The following is a 26,066-nucleotide window of genomic DNA, read 5'->3' as shown; positions in this document are numbered from 1 at the left end:
GCTAATATTTTATGAATAATATATACTCAAAAACTAAATTACAAGAGAATAGCAAAGATGAAGTTTTTGAAAAAAGTTATAGTCTAGTGGATTACAAATATTTAAATTCTTTTAATATAGAAGTAAATAAAATAAACGAATATGAACTATCATCAGATAATGAAGAAATAATTGCAGAATATCCACTTAGTTTTATTTTGAACGATAAATATATAAATACATTTTTATGTACCCCATATAATTTGAAAGAACTTGTAGTTGGTTTTTTGAAAACTAAGGGATACATAAAAAATAAAAAAAATTTATTAAGTTTGGAGATAAACGAAAAGGAGCGTTTTGCAAGAGTAAATATTCAAAGAAAACAGGAAATTGAAGATGAGCAAATTATATTTTTGAACTCACTAGACTATATAAAATGTGTTCCTGTAGAGAGTAATATAAAAATAAATTATGATACGGTTTATAGTATAATGGATAGAAATTTGAATTCGTCAGAATTATTCAAAAACACAGGTGGGGTGCATAGTGTATCCATATTTAATTATGATAAAAATATAGTAACTTGTGAAGATGTAGCGAGACATAATGCAATGGATAAGGCGATTGGGTTTTGTGTTTTAAATGAAATATCATTGGAAGATAAAATTGTAGCAGTAAGTGGAAGAATATCATTGGAGATGATATTGAAAGCAGCTATGACTCAAATTCCTATTGTAGTATCAAAATCGGCACCGACTAATTTATCAATAGAGCTTTCTAAAAAATTAAACATAACTCTTATTGGGTTTGTGAGAGGAAGACGAATGAATATTTATGCAAACCCACAGAGAGTTATTAAAAAGTGAGACTGAGTATATGTGTATTAAAAAAGAAAAACAAAAATATTCAAAGTGTGAAATTTGTGGAGCATTAATTGATGACACTGATAAAATATATGAAAACACATACAATTTGTGTAAAAAATGTAAGCGAAATATAAGTACTGAGAAAATATTAAAATATATAAATATATATAATGGAAAGTAACTAGGGTGTTAGAAATATGCAAATTGAAAGGTGGGATAATATGAAAAATAAGATAGGCTCTTTTGTAATAGCAGACCCAAACAAATGTACAGGTTGTAGAGCTTGTGAAGTAGCTTGTTTTACAATGCATAATCAACATAACAATGTAGGTTATACAGTTGGAACAGTTGATATACCTGTTATACCTAGACTTTATTTAGTAAAAGGTGATACTTTCTGTATGCCAATACAATGTAGACATTGTGAAGATGCTCCTTGTCTAAACTCATGTCCACAAAAAGCTATAATCAAAGAAAATAATATTATGTCTGTTAATGAAGAAAAGTGTATAGGATGTAAAACTTGTCTGCTAGCATGTCCTTTTGGAGCTATAGATTTACTTCCACAATATGAAGATGGTAAAGAAGTAGAACAAGTAATTTTAGAAGAAAATAAAAAAATAGCTTATAAATGTGACTTATGTAAAGACAATGAAAAAATAGCTTGTATAAGTGCATGTCCTCAGGAAGCATTAAAACTTGTTACTCCAATAGATGACAAAAAAGCTAAGAATAGACAGGCTGCACTTAGTTTATTGTTAACAAATAAATAAAGGATACAGGGGTAGGTGACGTTTATGATAATAAATATAGATAAAGATTTATGTACTGGATGCAGAGAATGTTCAAAAGTCTGTCCAGTAAATGCTATTGAAGGTGAAGAGGGGAAACCACAAGAAATAAATTTAGATAGATGTGTTATGTGCGGTCAATGTGTTCAAACTTGTAAATCATATGCCTCAGTTATAGATGAAGGTTTTGAATTTTTACAAATCAAAAAACAAGAAAGAGATATACCAGAGTCTATAAATGAACCTATATTTGCAGCACATAATGTATGTGATGTGGATAGGGTGAAAAAGGCTTTAAGTGACCCAAATGTATTTACTATGGTTCAATGTGCACCAGCAGTTAGAGTAGCTTTAGGAGAAGATTTTGGATATTATTTAGGATACTTAGGTGCTGGTAAAATGGCAGCAGCACTTAGAGCTTTAAATTTTGATAGAGTCTATGATACTAACTTTGCAGCAGATTTGACTATCATGGAAGAAGGTAGTGAGTTAATTAAAAGGGTGACAGAAGGTGGAACTCTCCCAATGTTTACATCTTGTTGTCCAGCATGGGTAAAGTTTATGGAAAAAAATTATCCTAAATTAACTAATCATTTATCTTCTTGTAAATCACCTCAACAGATGGGTGGAGCGATATTTAAAACTTATGGAGCAGAAATAAATAATGTAGATGCATCAAAGATATTTAGTGTTTCTATAATGCCATGTACATGTAAAAAATATGAATGTGATAGAGAAGAAATGGATTCTAGTGGATATAGAGATGTAGATGTAGTGTTAACTACAAGAGAATTAGCTTACCTAATAAAAGATATGGGAATTGATTTCAAAAACTTAAGAGAAGAAAAGTTTGATAGTCCTTTAGGTAGCTATAGTGGAGCTGGAACTATATTTGGTGTTACTGGTGGAGTTATGGAAGCCGCTATAAGAACTGGTTATGAACTTATAACTGGAGAGAGTATTCCTAATGTAGAAGTAAAGCAAGTAAGAGGAGAGAATGGTTTTAGAAAGTCAACTATTAAAATAGGAGATTTAGACCTAAGAGTTGGAGTAGTGAGTGGACTAAAAAATGTAATACCAGTACTTGAAGATTTAGAAAAAGGAAAATTGGATGTAGATTTTATTGAAGTTATGACTTGCCCTGTTGGATGTGTAAGTGGTGGAGGTCAACCAAAAATTTTACTAGAAGAATATAAAGAATTAGCCTATGAAAATAGAACAAAAGCAACATATGTGCATGATGAACATTTAGCAGTTAGAAAATCTCATGAGAACCCTGAGATTAAAAAGCTGTATGATGAATATCTAGTAGAACCATTAGGAGAAAAATCTCATCATTTATTACACACTACATACTGTATAGGAAAGGAAGTGGCTAAGTAATGAACTATTTTGTTATAGCAGACCCTGATAAGTGCATAGGATGTAGGACTTGTATGATAGGATGTGTAGTTGCACATTCAGATGAGGATATTTTTTACAAAAATCCAGATGAGATAAATTTTAACCCAAAACTTTCTGTTATAAAGACAAAGGAAGTTAGTGCTCCAATACAATGTAGACACTGTGAAGATGCTCCTTGCGCAAAGGCATGTCCAAATGGTGGTATAGTTAGGGTAGGAAACACAATAAAAATAAATGAAGAAAATTGTATAGGATGTAAGACTTGTATGCTAGCTTGTCCTATAGGAGCAATAGATATAGTTACATTAAAAGATATAGACGAAGGAAAGCTTTGTTTTAGAGAAAGAATGACAGCAAATAAATGTGATTTTTGTATAGAATCTCCAGAAGGACCTGCATGTGTAAATGTCTGTCCAACCAAAGCATTTACTATTGTTAAGGATGAAGATATAGATAGTAAAGTTAAAAACAAGAGAAAATTAGCTATATTGTAATATATAAAAAGATGGAGTTCTATTTGGTATTAAAAGCTCCATCTTTTTTATATAATATTTATATATCTAAAAATCAATTATTGCATTAGTTTATCGAGCCTTTCCTCATTCATTTTTTTCATTCCTATAGAAGTTATAATAAGTAAAGTATAGGCAATTATAACTGATAAAATTATAATAGACCAAGAAAATCTATATCCAAAGTTATCAACCAATAATCCAAATAATGTTGAACCTAACGCAAATCCCACTGCAAAAATTAATTGTACGATTCCATATATACTACCAAACTCCTTTTGACCAAAGAAAGCACCAGTTAAATAAGCAGGACCAATCATATAAGCAAATACAGAAAGTCCTTTCAAGGCAGCAAATACAAATGCAAAGTTAGAATATTTGTCTACAAGTAGTAGTGATAAAGTAGCTATAAATACCAATATAAAAGATATAATAAGCGGTTTTATCTGACCAAATTTGTCAAATAATAATCCTCCAATTAAATTACCAATGAGAGCAAATAAAGCAAAGGTGGAGCCTACTATTCCTACTAGAATTGGATTTAGATAGTTTCTAAGATAAGTTGGATATTGCACAGATAGTGATGAAACATATATACCAACAAATATAAATCCAATTGTCATAATCCAAAAATACTTAATTTTTTTAGCTTCTTTTAATGTATAACCCCATACTGAAGGAGAAACTGTACTAGATACTTTCTCTTTTTTACCTTTGGATTTCACTTTTTCACTAATGTCCTTAGGCATTCTAAGTATGAATAATATTACAGGTATACCAACTATTAATGCTACAATTCCAAATATTAGATAGGAACGACTATATCCTTGAGAAGCTAATAAGCGAACTGCAATTGGTTGTAAAAATATGCTCCCAATAGAGCCACCTGCAAAAGCAAAACCAAGAGCTTTTCCTTTACTTTCTTCATCAAACCAAGCACTTATTAAAACTGGTATCCCTATGGAAGATATAATTGTAGCACCAATTTGCACAATACATGATACAGTGTAAAACTGCCATAATTCAGTACATATAGAAAAAGCAGCAAATGCAATGCTAGAAATTAAACAACCTAATAAATATAGTATCTTAATATTGACCTTAGAAAATAATGTACCTATAAAAGGTGATGCAATTGCTGAAGCTATAGTACCAATAGTGAATATTAGAGAAAAAGACGCTAAACTAAAGCCTTCTCCTTCTACAACGTAACTTATAAACTGAGGCTGTATACTTGCTACAATACTAAATGGAACAGCTTGCATCAACATACAACCAATTACTATAACCCAAGCATTTGAAAAATTTTTAATGCTAAATTTATTGTTTAGTAGTGTATTCATTGTATCTCTCCTTTAGATTAGGATTTGTAAATACTAATCTAATTATTCTAGTTTTATAGATTACTTTTGGATAGTATAATTATTTAAATATAATTTTGGGTATTAATATAAAAATTCTCTATAAAAATTGATTATTTTAAACGGATGGGGTAAATTAACATATATAGATAGATAAATGAAAGGATGGATGAAATGTCATTTGAAAAGATAAATAATAATAATCTAGATAAAATACACAATAGAAAGTGTATCATGTTTGTAAATTTTAATAAAAAAGAATTATCACTAATTAAAAATGTTAGTAATTTTGCTGGAATAAGAGACCACATAATTTTAAGTGATAAAAATGGAGAAAATGTAATAAGAGATATTTTGGATGGGAATATATCAAATGAATGTGAAAATGGAATTAAGAGTAAATCAGTGATATTCAATAACACACCAAGTACACAAGTAAATGCATTTTTAGAAGGATTAAAAAAAGTGAGAATAAGTAGACCTTTTACAGCTATTGTAACTGAAACATCTATTGATTGGACATTAAATAATTTAATAGAAAATTTAGTTCAAGAACGTAATGCTATGGCTTTAGGAAAAACAATTGAACATAAATAATTTTGAAACATCTTCTAGTGAGTTTAACTAATATACATTAAGTATCATATTATACTGTAGTATATAAAAATTTTAATGTGAGTGGATGAAGGAGATTAAGATGAAAGTTTTATTTACAATAAACTATGGAAAAGAAAAGTTTGATAAAATAAGTGAATTAGGATATGATGTTATACATTACTCTGAAGATAGTATTGAAAATAATGAAGATGTAAACACTGCAGATGTACTAGTTACATATAATCCTTTTAATAGACTAGATATTTCTAAAATGGAAAATTTAAAATATATACAAACAACTAGTGTAGGTATAGACCAACTTCCAAGAGAAGAAGTATTAAAGAGAGATATTAAGATAGCTAATAATAGAGGTGGATATAGTATACCTATTGGTGAAAGCATAGTCATGTATATTTTAGAAATCTATAAAAATAGTGCAAAGTTTTTTAAACAGCAACAAAACAAAGAATGGAAGATGGATTTTTCCGTATCAGAATTATATGGTCAAAGAGTTGGATTTCTTGGAACAGGTACTATATCATCAGAAGCAGCTAAAAGGTTAAAGGCTTTTGGTCTAGAAATATGGGGTGTAAATACTGATGGAAGTAGTAAAAAATACTTTGATAAATGTTTTGCTACTGACAATATGAATGTTGTATTTGAAGAGTGTGACATAGTTGTTGTAGCAATGCCTTCCACAAAAAGTACAGATGGAATAGTAAACAAGGACATGTTTAAGCTTATGAAAGAAGGTTCAGTATTTATCAATGTTGGTAGAGGAAATACAGTTAACCAGAAAGATTTAGAAGAATGTGTAGAAAAATTTAGAGGGGTAGCATTAGATGTATTTGAAAGTGAACCTTTAAGTCAAGATAATAAGTTATGGGAGTGCGAAAATGTCATAGTAACTCCTCACAATTCTTGGGTATCTGATAAGAATAAGGAAAGAACATTTAATATGGTTTATAATAATTTGAAACACTATATAATGGAGAATAAACCTATAGATAATGTTGTAGATATATCAAGAGGCTATTAAACATAAAAAATTCTAGTGAAAATAAAAAACTCTTATTGGTATTTTTAGAGATACTAATAAGAGTTTTTTTTGTAATAAATTTAAAGTCAAAAAAGTGATATACTAAAAAATGTATAAATAGGAAATAATCAATTATAAGGAAATTTAAAAATAATTTAAAAAATATAAAGAGGTGCAAAAAGTGAGTGTTAAAGATGAAATTAATAAACTTATAGAAAAAATAAACTACCATAATGAAAGGTATTATAATCAAGATAGCCCAGAAATATCAGACTATGAATATGATAAATTAATGAAGGAGTTAATTTCTTTAGAAGAAGAAAATCCAGAGCTAAAGAGAATTGATTCCCCAACAAATAGGGTAGGAGGTAAGCCATTAGACAAATTCAATCAAATTGTACATAAAACTCCTATGTTAAGTCTATCGAATGCTTTCTCAGAACAAGACTTAAGAGATTTTGACAAGAGGGTTCAAGAATATGTAGGAGATAATGTTGAATATGTTGTTGAGTTTAAAATAGATGGTCTTTCTGTAGGTCTTACTTATAATAATGGAGAGTTCGAAAAAGGAGCAACTAGAGGAGATGGAATTGTAGGAGAAGATATTTCTCATAATTTAATGACAGTAAAAAGTATACCTCTTAAAATAAACGACAAAAAAGAACTGATAGTTAGAGGAGAAGTATATATATCAAAAGATAATTTTAGAAAAGTAAATGATCAACAAGAAGAACAAGAACAGCCATTATTTGCTAATCCAAGAAATCTTGCAGCAGGCTCATTAAGACAATTAGACCCAAAATTAACTGCAAAGAGACCATTAGATATATTTATATTTAATATGGAAAATATAGAAGCGTACGATTTAAAAAGTCACAGTGAATCACTAGAGTATTTAGAAAAACTAGGATTTTCAGTAAGTCAGAGTTATAAAGTTTGTAAAAGCATAGATGAAGTTATTGAACATATTGAGTACTGGACGGAAAATAGAGGCAATTTGGAATATGAGATAGATGGTATGGTAATAAAAGTAAACGATATAAAACAGAGAGAAGAAATGGGATATACAGCAAAAAGCCCTAGATGGGCAATTGCATATAAGTTTCCAGCAGAAAAGAAAAAAACTAAAATAATAGATATAATAGTGGAAGTTGGTAGAACTGGTACAATAACACCTTCAGCAATACTTGAACCAGTTAGACTTGCAGGTACTACTGTGAGTAGAGCTACACTTCACAACGAAGATTATATAAGAGAAAAAGACATAAAGATAAATGATACAGTATTAGTTCAAAAAGCAGGAGATATAATACCTCAAGTTTTAGAAGTTATAAATGAAGAACGTACTGGAGATGAAATTGATTTTAAGATGCCAGAAAAATGCCCTGTATGTTCAGAGCCAACGGTAAGACTAGAAGGAGAGGCTGCTGTAAAGTGTATAAATATGTCTTGTCCAGCACAAATAAGAAGGGGAATTATACACTTTGTATCAAGAGATGCAATGAATATAGATGGCTTAGGAGAATCTATAATTACGTTGTTATTAAATGAAAAAATAATTCAAGATGTATCTGATTTATATTATATAAAAAAGGAAGATGTAGTAGACCTAGAAAGAATGGGTGAAAAGTCTGCTGATAATTTAATTAATTCAATTGAAAAATCAAAAGAAAATGATTTATGGAGACTTATAAATGGATTAGGTATTAAATTTATAGGAGTTAAAGCAGCTAAGATACTTGCATCTAACTTTAACGACTTAGATGATGTAATTTCTGCAACAAGTGAGCAACTGGAAGAATTAGAGGAATTCGGAAGTATAATGGCAAACAGCGTTGTCGAGTTTTTTAAGGAAGAGAAAAATATAAATGTTATAAACAAGTTGAAAAGTGTAGGAGTAAATACAAAATCATCAGACAGTACAGGAGAAAAGGTAGAAAAAATATTTGAGGGAATGAAAATAGTCTTGACTGGGACACTTCCTACATTAAAAAGGAATGATGCAAAAGAAATGATAGAAAAAAGAGGTGGAAAAGCTACATCTAGTGTAAGTAAATCGACAACATTTGTTTTGGCAGGAGAGGAAGCTGGTTCTAAACTTACTAAAGCAAATGATTTAGGTATTAAAGTTATAGACGAAGAGATGTTTTTAGAATTATTGAATTTATTATCGAAAGATGAAGTAAAAGCTATATTAGAGGGCTAAAAAGTCGTTTAATTTACTAGAAAACTACTATAATTAATGATAGAATAGTTCAGTAAGCTAATAAGACTGTGAAAAAGACAAAAATTAATATTTGACGAAACTAAAAATTATAAAAATAATTTTATAAAATATAAAAAATATAAGAAAGGATATAAAAAATGACCAGAAGTTATGATAGAAGTAATGACCAGATAAGACCTGTAAAGATAAGCAGAAATTATACAAAGTATGCAGAAGGTTCTGTTCTTATAGAAATGGGAGAGACAAAGGTTATATGTACTGCATCAGTAGAAGATAAAGTACCTCCCTTTTTAAGAAATAGTGGTACTGGGTGGATAAATGCTGAATACTCTATGTTGCCAAGAGCAACACAACAAAGAAAGATAAGGGATGCATCTAGGGGGAAAATCGACGGAAGAACACAAGAGATACAGAGACTAATAGGAAGAGCAATAAGGTCTGTTGTAGATTTGAATAAATTAGGTGAAAGAACTATATGGGTAGATTGTGATGTTATACAAGCTGATGGTGGAACTAGAACAGCGTCTATAACAGGAGCATTTGTAGCAGTTGCAGAAGCAATATATAAATTATATAAAGCAAAGACAATAAAAGAAATGCCAATAACAAACTTTGTATCAGCAATTAGTGTTGGTATAGTAAATGAAACACATATGATAGATTTATGTTATGAAGAAGATTCTAAAGCACAGGTAGATATGAATATAATAATGACTGATAAGTGTGAGTTTGTAGAAGTACAGGGGACTGGAGAAGAGAAGCCTTTTTCAAGAAAAGATTTAAATTTATTGTTAGAGTTAGGAGAAAAAGGGAATAAAGAATTAATAAGGTTTCAAAGAGAAGCTTTAGGTGAAATAGCAGATGAGATATTAGGTATGGAGTACGGTAATGAAGTAGTAATTGCTACTAATAATGCTCATAAGTTAGAAGAAATAGGCGAAATCTTAAAAGACTTTGAATATAAAGTATATTCTTTAAAAGATGTTGACCTAGCAGGTATAGAGATAGTTGAGGATGGAAAAACATTTGAGCATAATGCCTTAATAAAAGCTAGAACAATAGCTAAAAAAACTAAACTTATAGCCATATCAGACGATTCAGGTCTAGAAGTAGATGCTTTAGGAAAAAAACCTGGTGTTTATTCAGCTAGATATGCAGGAGAACATGCAACAGATGAAGAAAATAGAGAAAAGCTATTAAAAGCTATGCAAAATGTACCAATTAGTAAAAGAAATGCAAGATTCGTTTCTGCAATTGCAGTAGTTTTCCCAGATGGAAAAGAATTTGTAGTAAGAGGAATCTGTGAAGGAATAATAGGTTTTGAAGAAAAGGGTAAAAATGGCTTTGGATATGATAGCTTATTTATAGTAAAAGGATATAATAAAACTTTTGGTGAAATACCTAGTGTTATAAAAAATTCAATCAGCCACAGAGCAAATGCACTAAAACTTATGAAACAAGAGTTTATGAAAAGGGTAGTGAAGTAATGAAGATAGGCATAGTAAGTGACACACATATGATGATTAAAAATATGGAAAAAACAATACCATATTTGAAAGAATGTGACCTAATAATTCATGCAGGAGACAACTTTACAGACTCAAGATATATTCATAGTATGACTAATGTGGGAATTATTGCAGTTAAAGGTAATTGTGATTTTGATGCTGTTGAGGAAGAAGTTGTCTTTGAAGTGGCAAATAAGACTATATTTTTATGTCATGGAGATAAGTATGGTGTAAAATATGGAACACAGATGTTAGAAAACAAGGCAACTGAAGTTGGAGCTGATATAGTTATATTTGGTCATACCCATACTCCGTTTAGAGAAGTTAAAGATGATGTGCTTTACATAAATCCTGGAAGTACTTCACTTCCAAGAGGAGTATCGTATAAAAGTTTTGTTATTATGGACATAGAAGGTGATGACATAAATATTGAAGAAATACGCATATAAAGGTGTGTTTATCCAAAAAAACGGCAAAAAACGCTCAAAAAATTAAATTTTATCAAATAAGTACAACGATATTAATGGAACACTTGTAAATAAAAAAACTTATGTGATATAATTAAGTGGTTGAATTATAAATAGAATGAATTATGATACCATTATCGGGTATTACATAAATATCACTAGGAGGATTAGAAGGATGAAAGCAGAACTAATTAAAAAAGAGGGTAATAAAGTTACTTTAAAAATAACAGTAGATAACAATAAATTTGAAGCAGCAGTAAATAAGGCTTATAATAAAAGCAGAAATAAATATAATATACCTGGATTTAGAAAAGGTAAAGCTCCAAGAATTGTTATAGAGACTCAATACGGAAAAGGCATATTCTATAATGATGCTATAGAAATATTATTCCCAGAAGTTTATCCAGAAGCTATCAAGGAATTAGATATAGACCCAATAGACAATCCAGATTTAGATATAGAAGAAATAAGCAAAGATAATGGATTAGTTATGGTTCTTAATGTAGAAGTTAAACCAGAGTTTGAATTAGGAAACTACAAGGGTATAGAAATAGCTAAGGTTGAGAATACTGTAAGTGACGAAAATGTTGAAGCTAAACTACAAGAAATGGTTGAAAAAAATGCTAGATTAGTAAGTGTAGAAGATAAAGCTTTAGAAGATGGAGACACAGCTATAATAGACTTTGAAGGATTTGAGAATGGTGTAGCTTTCGAAGGTGGTAAAGGTGAAAATTATAACTTAGTTATAGGTTCAAACACATTTATACCAGGATTTGAAGAACAATTAGTAGGTAAAAAAGCTGGTGAAGAAGTAGAAGTTAATGTTACTTTCCCAGAAGAATACCACTCACAAGATTTAGCTGGAAAACCAGTTGTATTTAATGTGAAAATAAATGATGTAAAAGTAAAAGAATTATCTGCATTAGATGATGAATTTGCTAAAGATACTAGTGAATTCGATACTTTAGATGAATTAAAAGCAGATGTAAGAGCTAAATTAGAAGAAGAAGCTAAAAATAGAGCAGATGCAGAAACTAGAAATTCAGTAGTAGAAAAAGTTGCTGAAAATACAGAAATAGAAATACCAGAAGTTATGGTACAACATCAAATAGATAATATGTTAAACGAACTTAACTATCAATTACAATATCAAGGATTTGGATTACAACAATTATTAGAGATGACTGGTAGAACTATGGAAGAATTAAGAGAAGAGAGAAAAGAAGATGCTAAAAAATTAGTTAAATCTTCTCTAGTATTGGAAGCAATAACTAAAGCTGAAGGAATTGAATCAACAGAAGAAGAATTTAAAGCTGAGTTAGAAAAAATGGCTTCTGCTTACAATATGGAAATAGACAAAATAGAAGCTTCTTTAAGAGATGCTGATAAAGAAGATATAAAAGGACAAATAAAGATAAGAAAAACAATAGATTTATTAGTTGAGAATGCAACAATAGCTTAATAAAATAAACGCTAACTAATATAGTTGACGTTATAGAATGTTTAGTATATAATGATGTGCAAATATAATTTAGTTAAATGCGTATAATAATTTACAGTAGCTCAAAAAAAGCTACTGTAAATTATATAGAATAAAGGGGGTATGAAACCATGGCATTAGTACCTGTAGTTGTTGAACAAACAGGAAGAGGAGAAAGATCATATGATATTTTTTCTAGACTATTAAAAGACAGAATAATCTTCTTAGGAGATCAAGTTAACGATGCCACAGCAGGGCTTATAGTAGCACAGCTATTATTTTTAGAAGCTGAAGACCCAGACAAAGATATACATTTATATATAAATTCTCCAGGAGGAAGTATAACTTCTGGAATGGCTATATATGATACTATGCAATACATCAAACCAGATGTAAGCACTATATGTATAGGTATGGCTGCTTCTATGGGAGCATTCTTGTTGGCAGCAGGAGCAAAAGGAAAAAGACTAGCACTACCAAATAGTGAAATAATGATACATCAGCCATTAGGTGGAGCTCAAGGTCAAGCAACAGATATAGAAATTCATGCAAAAAGAATTTTAAAAATAAAAGAAACTCTAAATGAGATATTATCTGAAAGAACTGGTCAGCCATTAGAGAAAATAAAAATGGATACTGAACGTGATAACTTCATGAGTGCAATAGAAGCCAAAGAATATGGTTTAATAGATGAAGTATTTACAAAGAGACCGTAGATAGAGAGAGGTGTTAATATGTCTAAATATGAAGAAAAACGACAATTAAAGTGTTCATTCTGCGGTAAAAATCAAGATCAAGTAAGAAGATTAATTGCAGGTCCAAATGTATACATTTGTGACGAGTGTGTTGAACTTTGTGACGAAATTATTCAAGAAGAGATAGAAGATACTATAGATGAAGATACTACATCATTACCAAAGCCAAAGGAAATGATGGAAATTCTAAATGATTATGTAATAGGTCAAGAAAAAGCTAAAAAAGCTTTATCCGTTGCAGTTTATAATCATTACAAGAGAATATACAGTAAAAAATCTAGTAACAAGGATATAGAAATTCAAAAGAGTAATATACTTTTATTAGGACCTACTGGTTCTGGAAAAACATTACTTGCTCAAACTCTAGCAAGAACTCTTAATGTACCTTTTGCAATGGCTGATGCTACATCATTGACTGAAGCTGGATATGTTGGAGAAGATGTTGAAAATATACTTCTAAAACTTATTCAAGCTGCTGATTTTGATATAGAAAAAGCTGAAAGAGGTATAATATATATAGATGAGATAGATAAGATTGCAAGAAAATCTGAAAATCCATCTATAACTAGAGATGTAAGTGGTGAAGGTGTTCAACAAGCCCTTCTAAAAATATTAGAAGGTACTGTTGCAAATGTTCCACCACAAGGCGGAAGAAAACATCCTCATCAAGAATTCCTAAAGATAGATACTACTAATGTATTATTTATATTAGGAGGAGCTTTTGATGGATTAGAAAAAATAATCCAAAAACGTGGTGGAGATAAAACACTAGGTTTTGGAGCTAAGATAGAAAGTAAAAAAGAATTAGATTTAGGGAAGTTATATGAAAAAGTACTTCCAGAGGATTTATTAAAATATGGTATAATACCTGAATTTATAGGAAGAATACCAGTTTTAGCTACTTTAGAATTGCTGGATGAAGATGCATTAATGCAGATATTACAAGAACCTAAAAATGCTCTAGTAAAACAATATAAAAAACTATTAGAGTTGGATGATGTTGAGCTAGAATTTGAAGATGGTGCGCTTCGTGCAATAGCTAAAAAGGCTATAGAAAGAAATACAGGAGCTAGAGGGCTTAGAAGTATAGTTGAAAGCGTAATGATGGAGACTATGTTTGAAGTACCATCTAGAGATAATATAAAGAAGGTTATAGTAACAGAGAAATCTGTGAACGAAGACTCAGTAAATCCTATCATAGTACTTAAGGATCAAGAGGAAAGTGCATAAGATGATGAAAAGGAGCTTTAAAGGCTCCTTTTTTTATGTTAATATGCTTAATATAAAACTAGATATTACATTATAAAAATGAGAGTAATATACCTAGAATACCAAAGACGAATACAATTGCAATAGAACCAATTTTTCCTTTATATAAAAGATAAAATGAAGCTATAAATGCAATTATTCCATATAAGTCCCAATTAACCTCTTTGGCAGATGAAAAAGCTGCTGATAATATGAATCCCAAAGTAATTGGTCTAAGAACCATCAATAAGTTTTCTACTTTTTTATTGTTTTTGAACTTAGAAAATAACTTTGATATAATAGTTAGACCTATTAACGCAAAAATCGTTACACCAATAGTTGCAGATAGAGAACCAAAGAAACCTGCAGTCTTAAATCCTACGAATGTAGCACTATTTATTGCTACAGGACCTGGTGTAGATTGTGATATAGCAAGTAAATCTAAGAATTCTTGATTAGTTATTAGGTGGTATTTAGATATAAATTCTTGTTGAATAAATGGTAGCATAGCATACCCACCACCAAAACTAAAGGCTCCTATTTTAAGGAATATTAAGAAGAGTAGTGTTATTTCTGACATAGACTATATACACCTCCTCCAATTATTAAATAAATAGGGCTTATATTGAATACACCAACAGATAAAACTGCTATAATTAATAGTAGTATGTTAGTTCTAGACTTTGGCAGTTTCTTAAACATGCTCGTAAAAGAATACAATATAAGAGCTATTACAACAGGGGCAACTCCCTTGAAAAATCCATCTAAAATTTTAGATGATGAATTTTTAAAATATAGATATGATAAAACTAAGACTATACAAAATGATGGTAAAGCAGAGCCTAAGGTACATATAAGAACTCCTGGTATACCATAAAGTTTATATCCTAATAATACAGATATATTAACTGCCAGCACTCCAGGGTAACTTTGAGCTATGGATAGAAAATCAATAAATTCTTCCTGCTCTAAAAGTTTTTGTTTGTTTACAAGTTCATCTTGTATAAGAGGAACCATAGCGTATCCACCACCAAATGTAAACGCACCGATTTTTAAAAAGGTTAAAAACAATTTCAACATAATAGAAACCTCCAAAAGATAAATAACATCTAAGTATACTAATATTAATATTATATCATAATAAAATAATAATATAATATGCTAAGAATTTATCATTAATGTTGAAAGTTAACCTATTCGAATATATAATATTAAAAGCAAAATAATTAGACTAGAAAAGGAGTAATGTTGATGGAACAAAATTATACTAAAATAGATCATGAATTACCATTAATTCCTCTAAGAGGATTAGCAATATTTCCATATATGATATTAAATTTTGACATAGGAAGAGAGATATCTCTTAAGGCTTTAGACCAAGCTATGATGGAGGAAGAACTTATATTTTTAACATCTCAAAAAGAAGCTGAAGTCGATGAGCCAGGAGAAGATGATTTTTATCATGTAGGAACAATCTGTAAAGTTAAACAAATGATAAAATTACCAGGAGATACAGTTCGTGTTTTAGTTGAAGGTGTATCAAGAGGTAGAGTAAAGCAAATAGAACAAGAAGAAGGGTACTTCAAAGCAGTAATAGAAGAAATAGTTTTTGATAGTGATAATCTAGATAGTGAGACAGAAGTTGAAATTGAAGCATTTGTAAGAAATGTATTTGATGCCTTTGAAGAGTATATAAATATTGGAAACAGAGTATCACCAGAAATATTAATATCTTTGGCTGATATAGAAGATGTCGATAGATTTATAGATACAATAGCTGCAAATATATATCTAAAGTCAAGTCAAAAACAAGAAATATTAGAAGAATTTGATATTAAGAAAAGACTTGAACTTATATATTCTATATTATTAGAAGAGATAGATATATTAAAAATAGAAAAAAAGATAACTTTAAGAGTTAAAAAACAGATGAATAAAGTTCAAAAAGAATATTATCTTAGAGAACAATTAAAAGCAATACAAAAAGAATTAGGTGAAGAAGAAGATATAAATTCTGAAGCTGATGAATATAGAGAAAAGCTTAAGAAAATAAAAGCACCTAAAACAACTAAGGAAAAGATAGAAAAAGAAATAGATAAATTTTCAAAGATATCTTCAATGTCTCCAGATGTATCTGTAAGTAGAAACTACTTGGATACTATCTTTTCATTGCCATGGAATAAAGAGACAAAAGATAAACTGGATATAAATAAGGCAAATGCTATATTAGATGAAGACCATTATGGCTTAGAGAAAGTAAAAGAAAGAATATTAGAATACCTAGCTATAAGAACACTTGCTAAATCACTTAAAGGTCCTATAATATGTTTAGTTGGTCCTCCAGGAACAGGAAAGACATCTATAGTAAAATCAATAGCTAGAGCATTGAATAGAAAGTTTGTAAGAATATCTTTAGGTGGAGTTAGAGATGAAGCAGAAATAAGAGGTCATAGAAGAACGTATGTAGGTTCAATTCCAGGAAGAATAATCAATGGAGTAAAAGAAGCACAAACAAAAAATCCTGTATTTTTATTTGATGAGATAGATAAAATGGCAGCAGATTATAAAGGTGACCCAGCTTCAGCAATGCTAGAAGTATTAGACCCAGAGCAAAATAAGGATTTTGTAGACCACTACTTAGAAATACCTTTTGATTTATCAAAAATACTATTTGTTACAACAGCAAACAGTTTAGGTAATATACCAAGACCATTATTAGATAGAATGGAAGTAATAGAAGTATCTGGATATATAGAAGAAGAAAAACTAAATATAGCAAAAAAATACTTACTTCCAAAACAAATTAAAGAACATGCTTTAAAAGAAAACTTCATAAAAATGGATGATGAGACTTTAAGAAGCATAATAAATCATTATACAAGAGAAGCTGGTGTGAGAACACTAGAGAGAACTATTGGTAAAATTTGTAGAAAAGTTGCAAAAAAATATGTTGAAGACCCAACTCTTGAAGAAGTTGTTGTAAATAAGTCTGATTTGGAGACATATCTTGGAAAGGACATCTTTAAGTATCAACTTGCAGAAGTTAATCCTCAAATAGGACTAGTAAATGGTCTTGCATGGACAGCAGTTGGTGGAGTTACACTTGAAGTAGAAGTAAATGTACTTAAAGGTAAAGGAGAAATTGTATTAACTGGAAAACTAGGGGATGTTATGAAGGAATCTGCTAAGACAGGTATCTCTTATATAAGGTCAATAGTGGACAAGTTTGATATAGACCCAGACTTTTATAAGACAAATGATATCCATATACACATTCCAGAAGGTGCTGTTCCAAAAGATGGGCCATCAGCTGGTATAACTATGGCTCTTGCAGTGATTTCAGCACTTACTAAAAGACCTGTTCCAGGCAATATAGCTATGACAGGAGAGATAACTTTAAGAGGTAGAGTCCTAGCAGTAGGAGGAGTTAAAGAAAAATTATTAGCAGCTCACAGAGCTGGCATAACAAAAGTCTTAATTCCTAAAGAATGTGAAGCTGACTTAGATGAAATACCAGAAAATGTAAAAGAAAAAATGGAGTTTGTACTCGTAGAACACATGGATGAAGTATTGGAACAAGCTTTATTAAAGAGTGGTGAGAAGAATGAAAATTAGAAGTTCAGAGATAACTATGAGTGCTGTGAATAAATCACAGTATCCGGCAGAAGGAATTCCAGAGATAGCATTAGCTGGTAGGTCAAATGTTGGAAAATCATCAATAATAAATACATTGCTTAATAGAAGAAACTTTGCTAGAACTAGTCAAACACCAGGAAAAACTAGAACTATAAACTTTTACCTAATAAATAATGAGTTTTATTTTGTGGACCTTCCGGGCTATGGATATGCAAAGATAGCTAAGTCTGAAAAAGAAAAATGGGGAGGTATAATGGAAAGATATCTAGAAAGTAGACAAGAATTATGTTCTATACTTCTACTTGTAGATATTAGACATGAGCCTACAGCAGATGATAAGCTTATGTATGAATGGATAAAACACTTTGGATACAACTGTGTAGTTATTGCAACTAAGGCAGATAAAATATCTAGAGGGCAATATCAAAAACATATAAGTATAATAAGAAAAAAATTACAACTGGAAAGTAGTGAAAAAGTAATTCCTGTTTCTTCATTAAAAAAGACTGGTGTTGAAGAACTATGGGAAGAAATTGTAAATCAATACAATCAACATGGATATGAGATAACAGTAGATTAAATTTAAAATATCAAATGTTGGCATAATACTTGTTTAGATAATCTATATAAGATTAGATTAGTTTTAATTGTATTAATATCAAAATAAAATATAGGATGCCTCAAAATGGTTTTAATGGTCATTTTTTGGCATCCTTGTTGTTTATAAGCAATAAATATTAGCAATTTATTGTTAAAAATTATAAAACTTAGCAAAACTACTATAAATTAATGTAGATTAGTATATTTAAAAATTTATTCACTAATGAAATAACCAATAAATTTTATTTAAGAAATAGATTTATCTGTTTTTCTCATAAAGAAAATAGTTAGTATAAGTCCTATAAAGCATACTGCTGCTGCAATCCAATAAGATTGATTACTAGCTGTGACATAAGCTGATGTATGGCTTTTAAAATTTTGATTATATGTAAGGCTTTGTGCAAAGAAACTACTAAAAAATGCTGTTCCAAGAGCAAATGATAAATTACGAACAGTTGCAAGAAAGCTACCTCCATATCCCTGTTTTTGTGGAGGGACATCTGCAAGGATACTACTATTGTTTGGTGAACTAAAAGCACCTAGTCCAAGTCCAAAAATAACTAAACATGCAATTAGAAGGAACAATGGTGAATCTGCCTTTAAAAGTGCCATTCCAACAAGGGAAATAGTCATAAATGAAAAAGATGCTGTTAAAATATTCTTTGCACCATGTTTATCAGAAAGAGAACCTGCAATAGGAGCTATAAGTACCATAATAAGTGGATGTACAGTCATTACAGAACCAGCCATCATAGGAGATAAATTTTTTAATTGCTCTAAATAAAACGGAAGTAGGAAAGACACTGCCATTTGAGGAAAATAACAAGCTATTCCGATAATGTTACCTACAGTGAAATTTCTATTTTTAAATAGAGGTAAGTCAATAAAACTTTGTTCAAATTTTACTTCTCTTAATGCCAACAGTAAGAATATTATAAGTGATGCTATTCCTAGATACAATCTTGTATCTCCCTTTCCATTCATCGCAAGTAATATAAGTGTAGTACAAGTTGCAAATAGTAGAAGACCTGGAATATCAAAGCTATTATTTTGTTCATCTAAAACAGGTCTAGGAAGAAATTTAATTCCAAGAAAGACTGCTACAATGCCAATAGGTATATTGATAATAAAAATAGAAGGCCATCCGAAATGTTCTAAAAGTATCCCTCCAATTACGGGACCACTCATATTTCCTATACCAACTACAGCTCCAGTGATTCCTATAGCCTTTCCTTTTTCATTTGCTGGAAATGCATTAGAAACTATGCCAAGTCCAGTTGCCATTAAAATACTTGCTCCAACTGCTTGAAATATTCTTGAGGAAATTAATGTTGATAAATTGTGTGATATACTACACAGAAAAGAACCTATTGTGAATACAAAAAATCCTAACGTGTATAGTCGATTTGAGCCTACTTTATCACCGAGTTTTCCAAAAAATAACATAGTAGCTGTTACGACAAGCATATAAGCTGTTACAACCCACTGAATTTGTGACATGTTAATTTTAAAGTCAGTAGCGATTGTAGGATTTGCGATATTTAGTATACTTCCATCAAGAGTAGACATAAATACACCAATACAGATGATAATTAATACTATCCATTTTTGTTTCATGATAACACTCCAATCTTTTATATAATAGATTTTATAAGTACAGAATGGTTATAAAATAAACAACAAAAAAGCACCTACATCTTAGGTACCTCGAATGTGTTTAATTTCATGAATAAATACGGTAGTTGAAGGAGTTGTATAGATTACTCATGCAAAATTACATAAAGGTACTCATATACTATTTTCTTCTACCATCCAGATTTTACTGTCGGCTTTGGAATCTGACCAAATTATGCCATAAGGCTCGCGGGCTTTTACCGCCGATAGGGAATTTCACCCGTTTCTGAAGAAAAACAGATGTATTTTGTAATATTATTTTAACATAAAATTACAACGGAAACAATTGGATTTAAACAATACACAACTATATTACTGTATAAAGAGTGAAATTATATTCATACATAAAAGTATATAAAAGTTAAATCACATAGTATGGAAATCTACTATAATTAGATAAAATTAATTTGTTATTGGTATTGAATGATAAGTTTTAGATTTATCAAAAGCATAAAGCTGTAACAAAACTCGTATAATATTAATATCTTAATTAAGAGATATTGTAAATTATGAGGAGGCGCTAATATGGAAGGAAAGGTAAAGAAGGCATTTCCAGGTGGGAACACATCACAAGGCTCATATTCTTTTTTTGAATATATAATTCCTGAAAATGTAAAAAGAGTTTTTTGTTTAAAAGGTGGACCTGGAGTAGGAAAATCCTCACTTATGAAAAAAATTTATAAAGAATTTTTAAATAGAGGATATGATATCGAATTATATAACTGTCCTTCTGACCCAAGTTCATTGGACGGTGTAGTTATAAAGGAATTAGGCGTGGTACTTATGGATGCAACTGCTCCACACACTATGGACCCAAAGCTACCAGGAGCTTTGGACGAGATAATTAATTTAGGTGATTACTGGAATACAGAAGAGTTAGAAAAAAACAGACAAGAAATATCAGGATACGATAAAGATATTAGTAATGCATTTAAAAGAGCATTTAAGTTTTTAAAAGCATCAGAACCAATCTTTAGAGATATAGAGGAAAAGTATTCTGACTGTATGGATTATGGTAAAGTGAATCTAGTTACAGAAGAACTTATTAAAAAATTGTTTGATAGAGTTGAGAGCACAGGTAATTTAAAAAAAGCAAAACATTTATTTGGTTCAGCCATAACTCCTGTAGGATGTTTAGATTATACAGAAAACATTTTAAAAGATGTAAATAAGGTGTATTATTTAGATGGAGAAATAGGAACTGGGAAAACTACATTATTAAATAAAGTGTATAAAAAAGCTATTGAAAAAGGTTTAAATGTAGAAGTTTATCATTATCCACTTATTCCTGAGAAAATTGAGACTGTATTATTAACTGACTTAGATATAGGTATAACTATAAGCACAACTTTTAAAGAAGAGGAGACAATTAATTTAAATCAATTTTTAAATAGGGAAAAATTACTTAAATATGAAGAAGACATTAAATTTGATGAAAAAGTTTTGGATGATTTAATTTGTTGGGCAGTGTTAAATCTTAAGAGAGCTAAGTCTAAGCATGATATTATAGAAAGTTACTATATTCCTAACATGAGATTCGATGAAGTTGGAAAGTTAAGAGACAAACTAGTTAAAAGAATTTTAAAATATGAGAAAAATGTATAAGAACATATATATTAAATTAGATATTAATTATAAAATATGATTTTTAGTAAACTGGCGTAGCTTTGAAGCTATGCCAGTTTGCCGTTTTTGATACAATTAAGAAATAATTATTAATTAATAGAGATTTTTATATAAAAAATTAATATTCTAGAAATAATTTTACAAAAAATATCTTACTTAGCTATAATATCTTTAGTTTGAGTTAACGTGTGATAATGGAATATCCTTTTCAAAGTTATGCTTTTATAATAATACAAAAAAATGTTTATTGAAAGTTCTCGTATTTTGTAAATAAGATTTAGGGATATATACTTGGTATTAGTAATTTAGTGATAGGAGTTCAATGTATGATATTATATACTAAAGATGAATTTTAATATATAACTTTGATATAATAAACATATGTAAATGTTAAATGGTTAATTAAATAAACTTATCATATAAAAATAAATTTGTAAGGAGCAATACAGTATGAAAAAACAATATGTGTTTATAATACTATCAAGTACTATTTTAGGTATACTTGTTGGAACCATATTTAGAGATTATAGTAATGAACAAACAGTTTATACAAGTAAAGATAAGTCAATAAGAAAAGAAATAAAATTGACAAGAAAGTCTATAAAGGAATTAACAAAAGAAAAAGATAAATTAGATGAAGCAATTAATTCAATGAAAAAAAATCAAAAAAATTCTGAAAAAATCTCAGAAATAGAAACTCTTAGAGATAGCCTATCATATTCAGATGTGAAAGGTAGCGGAATAATATTAAGTATAGACGCTATAGATGAAAAAACAGGGAATATAGCCAATAGTATAGACTATAATAAAATACTTGTAAAAGTCATAAATGAATTAAAAGTAAATGGAGGAAAATACATAGAAATAAATGGTCAAAGAATCAATCAGTATTCAGAAGTTGTACTTGCAGGAAGCCACATAAATATAAATGGAGTTCCTGTAGCACAACCTTATGAAATAAAATGCATTGGGGATAAAGATAAACTATCTAATTATGTAGATAAAGGCAGTAAATATCTAGATAGTATACAAACTACTTATCCAATGAAAGTAAGTATAAAAGCTGAAGAAAATATCTCTATGAAAAAAATGAATATACCTAATAAATTAAAGTATATAAAGGGTGATTAAGATTATATTAGAGGAAAGCAGTTTGCCAATGTTAATACCAGAAAAACTTGCAAAAAAATATAATGTATTTCCAGTAGAATTTCAAGATGATAATTTAGTAGTAGAAATAGAAGATGAAGATATATACGCTCTACAGGATTTAAGATTAGCTACAGGGAAAGAAATTATATTGAAAAAAGAGAAAAAAGAACTTATAAGTGAGAAAATTGATAAATATTACAATAACTTTGAACTTGATGAGGATTATGCAAAAAAACTATTTGAAAATCTTTTAGAAAAGGCTATGAAAGAAAATGCAAGTGATATACATATAGAACCATTTAAAGAGCATTTAATAGTGAGAATGAGGGTAGATGGAGAACTAAAGGAAGTATCAAAGTTTTTAATTGATATATATCCATCATTATCTACTGTCGTAAAATTAAAGGCCTCAATGGATATAACGGAAAAAAGACTTCCTCAAGATGGTAGAGTGGATGTAAAGTTAGGTGGGAACTTAATTGATATTAGGGTTTCATCAATACCAACTGTCTATGGTGAAAAAATTGTTTTAAGAATACTTAATAGAGATACTTTCTTAAAAGATAAGATAGAACTTGGATTTTCAGACGAAGCAATAAAATCTATAAATAATATAATAAATAAAAGAGCAGGGATATTATTAGTTACAGGCCCTACAGGTAGCGGAAAAACTACAACAGTATATTCCTTATTAAATGATTTAAAAGGCATAAATAAAAATATAATGACCATAGAAAATCCAGTAGAGTATAAGATGGATGGTATAAGTCAGATTCAAGTGAATTCAAAAGTAGGATTAAGTTTTGATGTGGGTCTTAGAGCGATATTAAGACAAGACCCAGATATAATAATGGTTGGAGAAATAAGAGATGCAGAAACAGCTAAAATAGCAGTAAGAGCAGCTATAACAGGTCATTTAGTTATAAGTACTTTACACACTAATGATGCAGTGTCTTCTATAGCTAGGTTATTAGAAATGCAAATACCACCATATCTTTTGAATGCATCTCTTATAGGTGTTATCTCTCAAAAATTGGTTAGAAAAGTTTGTAATCATTGCAGTCATGAGATTATGATAAAAGATAATTTTAGTGGAGATGTAAATACTAAAGTAGCTGTAGGTTGTGAGAGATGTAATGACAAAGGGTATTTTGGAAGGACGGCAATTTATGAAATATTAGAAGTCAATGATGATATAAAGACATGTATAAGAAATATGGATGATTCTAGTACTATAAAAGATGTTGCACAAAAAAATGGAATGATAACATTTGAAGATAGTTGTAAAAGATTAATAAATGAGAAAATTACTACATTAGAAGAATGTTTAGTAGTAAATGAAATGATTTAATTTAATTGTATAGTTAACTTTCATTTAAATAGTTAGACTTCATTTAATTTACTTTAATTAAAGTATTTGAGTATAAATTATACTTAAGTGAGAAAAAGTTAAATGTATTAAATTAGAAAATATTAAGTTTATTTAATTATAATTAATATAATTTGGAAGGAATTATAGTACATGAGATTATCTAAAAGTATATTTTATAATTTAGAAAAGCTTTATTTAGTATTAAATAGAATTAGTGATAAAGAAGTTAGAGTAATTTGCAAAGAGATAGGTATATTACTAGAATCTGGATGTGAGATTACGAAGATATTTGAAGTCATTGAGGGGCAGTCTAGTAAAAAGGTAAAAAATTTGCTTAACATAGTATCAAATCACATCCAAAAAGGTAACTCAATAGCAGAATCATTTCAGATAACAGGTACATTTTCTAAATTTTTTATAAGCATGATAAGAGCAGGAGAAACTAGTGGAAACCTAGATGTAATAATGAATGATTTATCTAATTATTATGATAAAGAACACAAATTAAAAATGAAAATAATAAATATTTCAATCTATCCAATAATACTTATAATATTATCTATCGTATCAATGATATTTATATTAGTATTTGTAATACCTAATTTTCAGGTGGTTTTTACAAGCAATGGAATTGAACCACCTTTAATAACTAGAGCCTTAATAGTAATATCTACAATAGTTACAAATAATCTAGGTTTTCTGATGCTCAGTTTTATATTATTTTTAATAGTAACTATTTACTTTTTTATAACAAATGATAAAATAAAAAGATTGATTAATTCTCTGAAATTTAAGGTGCCTTTTATAAGAAGGATTAATCAGTTGGTAGCTACAACTAGATTTTCTAGAGCATTGTCTATCTTAATTAGTAGTGGAATACAAATTGTGGACGCTATAGAAATGTCAGCAAGTGTTGTAGATAATGAATTTATTTGTGAAAGACTAAAGATTTCTAATAATTATATAAAAAAGGGAAATGGTATAGGTAAGTCCTTAAATCTAGCAAATATTTTTCCTAAATTATTTATTTCAATGGCAAACACAGGAGAAGAAAGTGGAAAATTAGATAAAAGTTTAGATGTAATAAATAAATTTTATGAAAGTGAATTAAATAATAAAATAGAACAAATAATGAAATTTATAGAACCTATTTTAATTATTTTTATGGGATTAATTATTGGAATTTTTATTTTGGCGATGGTTATTCCAATGTTCAATGCAGTTACTAGTTTTTAGGATAAAAAATAAATTTTATTAGAGAAAACTTTTAAAAGGAGAGAATATTTAATTGATAAATAAAAAACGAAAAGGATTTACACTCGTTGAAATGATTGTAGTAGTAACAATTTTAGGTGTTATATCTAGTATAGCATTAGTTAAATACAGCAAGGTTCAAGAAAGTGCTAAGCTAAATGCAGATTATACAAATGCTGCAAATATAGTAACCGCAGCTAGTATGGCTATTAATGATGATGAAAATATAGCAGAATCTCTAAGTGTAGAGTCTTTAAAGGAAAAAGGATATTTAAATACTGTTCCAGTTCCTCAAAGTACATCAGGTAAATTTGAACTTGTTATAAATGATAGTGGTACAGATATAAGTGTAAATATAAATTCTAAACAATTCTATCCAAAGTAGTATTTATATCTATATATTTTAGAGTTTAATTAAAGGAGAGGATTATAATTAAAAAAATTTTAAACTTAGAGATAAATGATGATTATATAAGGATTGTATTTTTAAGAAAAAATCATAAAAAAATTTTTATAGA

Annotated in this window: 24 protein-coding genes and 1 riboswitch; of the genes, 20 read left to right on the top strand and 4 right to left on the bottom strand. The window is 29.1% G+C overall.

Going from position 1 to position 26,066, the window contains the following annotated elements; all coding sequences use genetic code 11:
- Positions 1-11: 11 nt before the first annotated feature.
- Genes fdhD through ACTG44_RS18450 form a run of 5 tightly spaced genes read left to right on the top strand, consistent with a single transcriptional unit; the run spans position 12 to position 3,534 of the window.
- Positions 12-845, top strand: coding sequence for a formate dehydrogenase accessory sulfurtransferase FdhD (gene fdhD, locus ACTG44_RS18470; RefSeq protein WP_479921000.1), 834 nt, complete (start codon positions 12-14; stop codon positions 843-845).
- Complete coding sequence (locus ACTG44_RS18465; RefSeq protein WP_202594874.1) at positions 814-1,026, top strand: hypothetical protein; 213 nt, start codon at positions 814-816, stop codon at positions 1,024-1,026. Before fdhD ends, ACTG44_RS18465 begins: the two co-directional genes overlap by 32 nt.
- A 40-nt stretch (positions 1,027-1,066) precedes the next feature.
- Positions 1,067-1,618, top strand: coding sequence for a 4Fe-4S dicluster domain-containing protein (locus ACTG44_RS18460; RefSeq protein WP_021386206.1), 552 nt, complete (start codon positions 1,067-1,069; stop codon positions 1,616-1,618).
- A gap of 24 nt (positions 1,619-1,642) precedes the next feature.
- Positions 1,643-3,019, top strand: a complete 1,377-nt coding sequence (locus ACTG44_RS18455; protein ID WP_021386239.1) for a [FeFe] hydrogenase, group A — start codon at positions 1,643-1,645, stop codon at positions 3,017-3,019.
- The gene (locus ACTG44_RS18450; protein WP_021386201.1) at positions 3,019-3,534 is read left to right on the top strand and encodes a 4Fe-4S dicluster domain-containing protein; all 516 of its coding nucleotides are present in this window, start codon (positions 3,019-3,021) and stop codon (positions 3,532-3,534) included. Before ACTG44_RS18455 ends, ACTG44_RS18450 begins: the two co-directional genes overlap by 1 nt.
- A gap of 77 nt (positions 3,535-3,611) precedes the next feature.
- Here the strand turns inward: ACTG44_RS18450 and ACTG44_RS18445 are convergent, their stop codons facing one another.
- A complete protein-coding gene (locus ACTG44_RS18445) occupies positions 3,612-4,895 on the bottom strand; it encodes a conjugated bile salt MFS transporter (RefSeq protein WP_479919524.1) in 1,284 nt (427 codons plus the stop codon).
- A 192-nt stretch (positions 4,896-5,087) separates the two neighbouring features.
- Between ACTG44_RS18445 and ACTG44_RS18440 the strand changes: the two genes are divergently transcribed.
- The 8 genes from ACTG44_RS18440 (at position 5,088) to clpX (ending at position 14,216) form a co-directional block, all read left to right on the top strand.
- The gene (locus tag ACTG44_RS18440) at positions 5,088-5,510 is read left to right on the top strand and encodes a DUF3783 domain-containing protein (RefSeq protein WP_479917636.1); all 423 of its coding nucleotides are present in this window, start codon (positions 5,088-5,090) and stop codon (positions 5,508-5,510) included.
- A gap of 100 nt (positions 5,511-5,610) precedes the next feature.
- Positions 5,611-6,549: a phosphoglycerate dehydrogenase gene (locus ACTG44_RS18435; RefSeq protein ID WP_021386235.1), complete on the top strand. Its 939-nt coding sequence runs from the start codon at positions 5,611-5,613 to the stop codon at positions 6,547-6,549.
- A gap of 181 nt (positions 6,550-6,730) precedes the next feature.
- Positions 6,731-8,755, top strand: a complete 2,025-nt coding sequence (gene ligA / locus ACTG44_RS18430) for an NAD-dependent DNA ligase LigA (RefSeq protein WP_479920999.1) — start codon at positions 6,731-6,733, stop codon at positions 8,753-8,755.
- Between the two features lie 158 nt (positions 8,756-8,913).
- On the top strand, positions 8,914-10,263 hold the full coding sequence (gene rph / locus ACTG44_RS18425; protein WP_021386200.1) for a ribonuclease PH: 1,350 nt from the start codon (positions 8,914-8,916) through the stop codon (positions 10,261-10,263).
- Positions 10,263-10,733, top strand: a complete 471-nt coding sequence (locus tag ACTG44_RS18420) for a metallophosphoesterase family protein (RefSeq protein ID WP_021386218.1) — start codon at positions 10,263-10,265, stop codon at positions 10,731-10,733. The genes rph and ACTG44_RS18420 overlap by 1 nt, the downstream gene beginning before the upstream one ends.
- Before the next feature lie 193 nt (positions 10,734-10,926).
- On the top strand, positions 10,927-12,213 hold the full coding sequence (gene tig / locus ACTG44_RS18415) for a trigger factor (RefSeq protein ID WP_021386237.1): 1,287 nt from the start codon (positions 10,927-10,929) through the stop codon (positions 12,211-12,213).
- 149 nt (positions 12,214-12,362) lie between these two features.
- Positions 12,363-12,947, top strand: a complete 585-nt coding sequence (gene clpP / locus ACTG44_RS18410) for an ATP-dependent Clp endopeptidase proteolytic subunit ClpP (RefSeq protein ID WP_021386274.1) — start codon at positions 12,363-12,365, stop codon at positions 12,945-12,947.
- A gap of 18 nt (positions 12,948-12,965) precedes the next feature.
- Positions 12,966-14,216: an ATP-dependent Clp protease ATP-binding subunit ClpX gene (gene clpX, locus ACTG44_RS18405; protein ID WP_021386241.1), complete on the top strand. Its 1,251-nt coding sequence runs from the start codon at positions 12,966-12,968 to the stop codon at positions 14,214-14,216.
- Between the two features lie 70 nt (positions 14,217-14,286).
- Here the strand turns inward: clpX and ACTG44_RS18400 are convergent, their stop codons facing one another.
- Both ACTG44_RS18400 and ACTG44_RS18395 read right to left on the bottom strand, forming a co-directional pair.
- On the bottom strand, positions 14,287-14,814 hold the full coding sequence (locus ACTG44_RS18400) for a chromate transporter (RefSeq protein WP_021386259.1): 528 nt from the start codon (positions 14,812-14,814) through the stop codon (positions 14,287-14,289).
- Complete coding sequence (locus ACTG44_RS18395) at positions 14,802-15,314, bottom strand: chromate transporter (RefSeq protein ID WP_021386213.1); 513 nt, start codon at positions 15,312-15,314, stop codon at positions 14,802-14,804. The genes ACTG44_RS18400 and ACTG44_RS18395 overlap by 13 nt, the downstream gene beginning before the upstream one ends.
- Positions 15,315-15,485: 171 nt before the next feature.
- Here ACTG44_RS18395 and lon point away from each other — a divergent pair, with 171 nt between their 5' ends.
- A complete protein-coding gene (gene lon / locus ACTG44_RS18390; RefSeq protein WP_021386266.1) occupies positions 15,486-17,849 on the top strand; it encodes an endopeptidase La in 2,364 nt (787 codons plus the stop codon).
- Positions 17,839-18,450, top strand: a complete 612-nt coding sequence (yihA, locus tag ACTG44_RS18385) for a ribosome biogenesis GTP-binding protein YihA/YsxC (protein WP_021386255.1) — start codon at positions 17,839-17,841, stop codon at positions 18,448-18,450. Before lon ends, yihA begins: the two co-directional genes overlap by 11 nt.
- Positions 18,451-18,716: 266 nt before the next feature.
- Here yihA and ACTG44_RS18380 read toward each other — a convergent pair whose 3' ends face one another.
- Positions 18,717-20,087, bottom strand: coding sequence for an MFS transporter (locus tag ACTG44_RS18380; protein WP_479917634.1), 1,371 nt, complete (start codon positions 20,085-20,087; stop codon positions 18,717-18,719).
- Positions 20,088-20,266: 179 nt separating this feature from the next.
- A riboswitch (FMN riboswitch) is annotated at positions 20,267-20,382 on the bottom strand.
- A gap of 287 nt (positions 20,383-20,669) precedes the next feature.
- On the opposite strand from ACTG44_RS18380, the gene ACTG44_RS18375 reads away from it, so the two are divergent.
- The 5 genes from ACTG44_RS18375 to ACTG44_RS18355 all read left to right on the top strand — a co-directional run bounded on the left by ACTG44_RS18375 (position 20,670) and on the right by ACTG44_RS18355 (position 25,933).
- Positions 20,670-21,749, top strand: a complete 1,080-nt coding sequence (locus ACTG44_RS18375) for an ATPase (protein WP_021386165.1) — start codon at positions 20,670-20,672, stop codon at positions 21,747-21,749.
- A gap of 471 nt (positions 21,750-22,220) precedes the next feature.
- On the top strand, positions 22,221-22,901 hold the full coding sequence (locus tag ACTG44_RS18370) for a DUF881 domain-containing protein (RefSeq protein ID WP_021386278.1): 681 nt from the start codon (positions 22,221-22,223) through the stop codon (positions 22,899-22,901).
- A 28-nt stretch (positions 22,902-22,929) separates the two neighbouring features.
- Positions 22,930-24,273 (top strand): GspE/PulE family protein, encoded by a 1,344-nt coding sequence (locus ACTG44_RS18365; RefSeq protein ID WP_479920998.1) that lies wholly within the window; start codon positions 22,930-22,932, stop codon positions 24,271-24,273.
- A gap of 171 nt (positions 24,274-24,444) precedes the next feature.
- A complete protein-coding gene (locus ACTG44_RS18360; protein WP_479920997.1) occupies positions 24,445-25,530 on the top strand; it encodes a type II secretion system F family protein in 1,086 nt (361 codons plus the stop codon).
- Positions 25,531-25,582: 52 nt separating this feature from the next.
- Positions 25,583-25,933 (top strand): type II secretion system protein, encoded by a 351-nt coding sequence (locus tag ACTG44_RS18355; RefSeq protein ID WP_021386197.1) that lies wholly within the window; start codon positions 25,583-25,585, stop codon positions 25,931-25,933.
- Positions 25,934-26,066: the final 133 nt, after the last annotated feature.

The organism is Clostridioides sp. LIBA-2809, from assembly GCF_056688965.1.
Note: the sequence above shows the minus strand (reverse complement) of the source record. Positions and strands in the feature narration are given on the sequence as shown.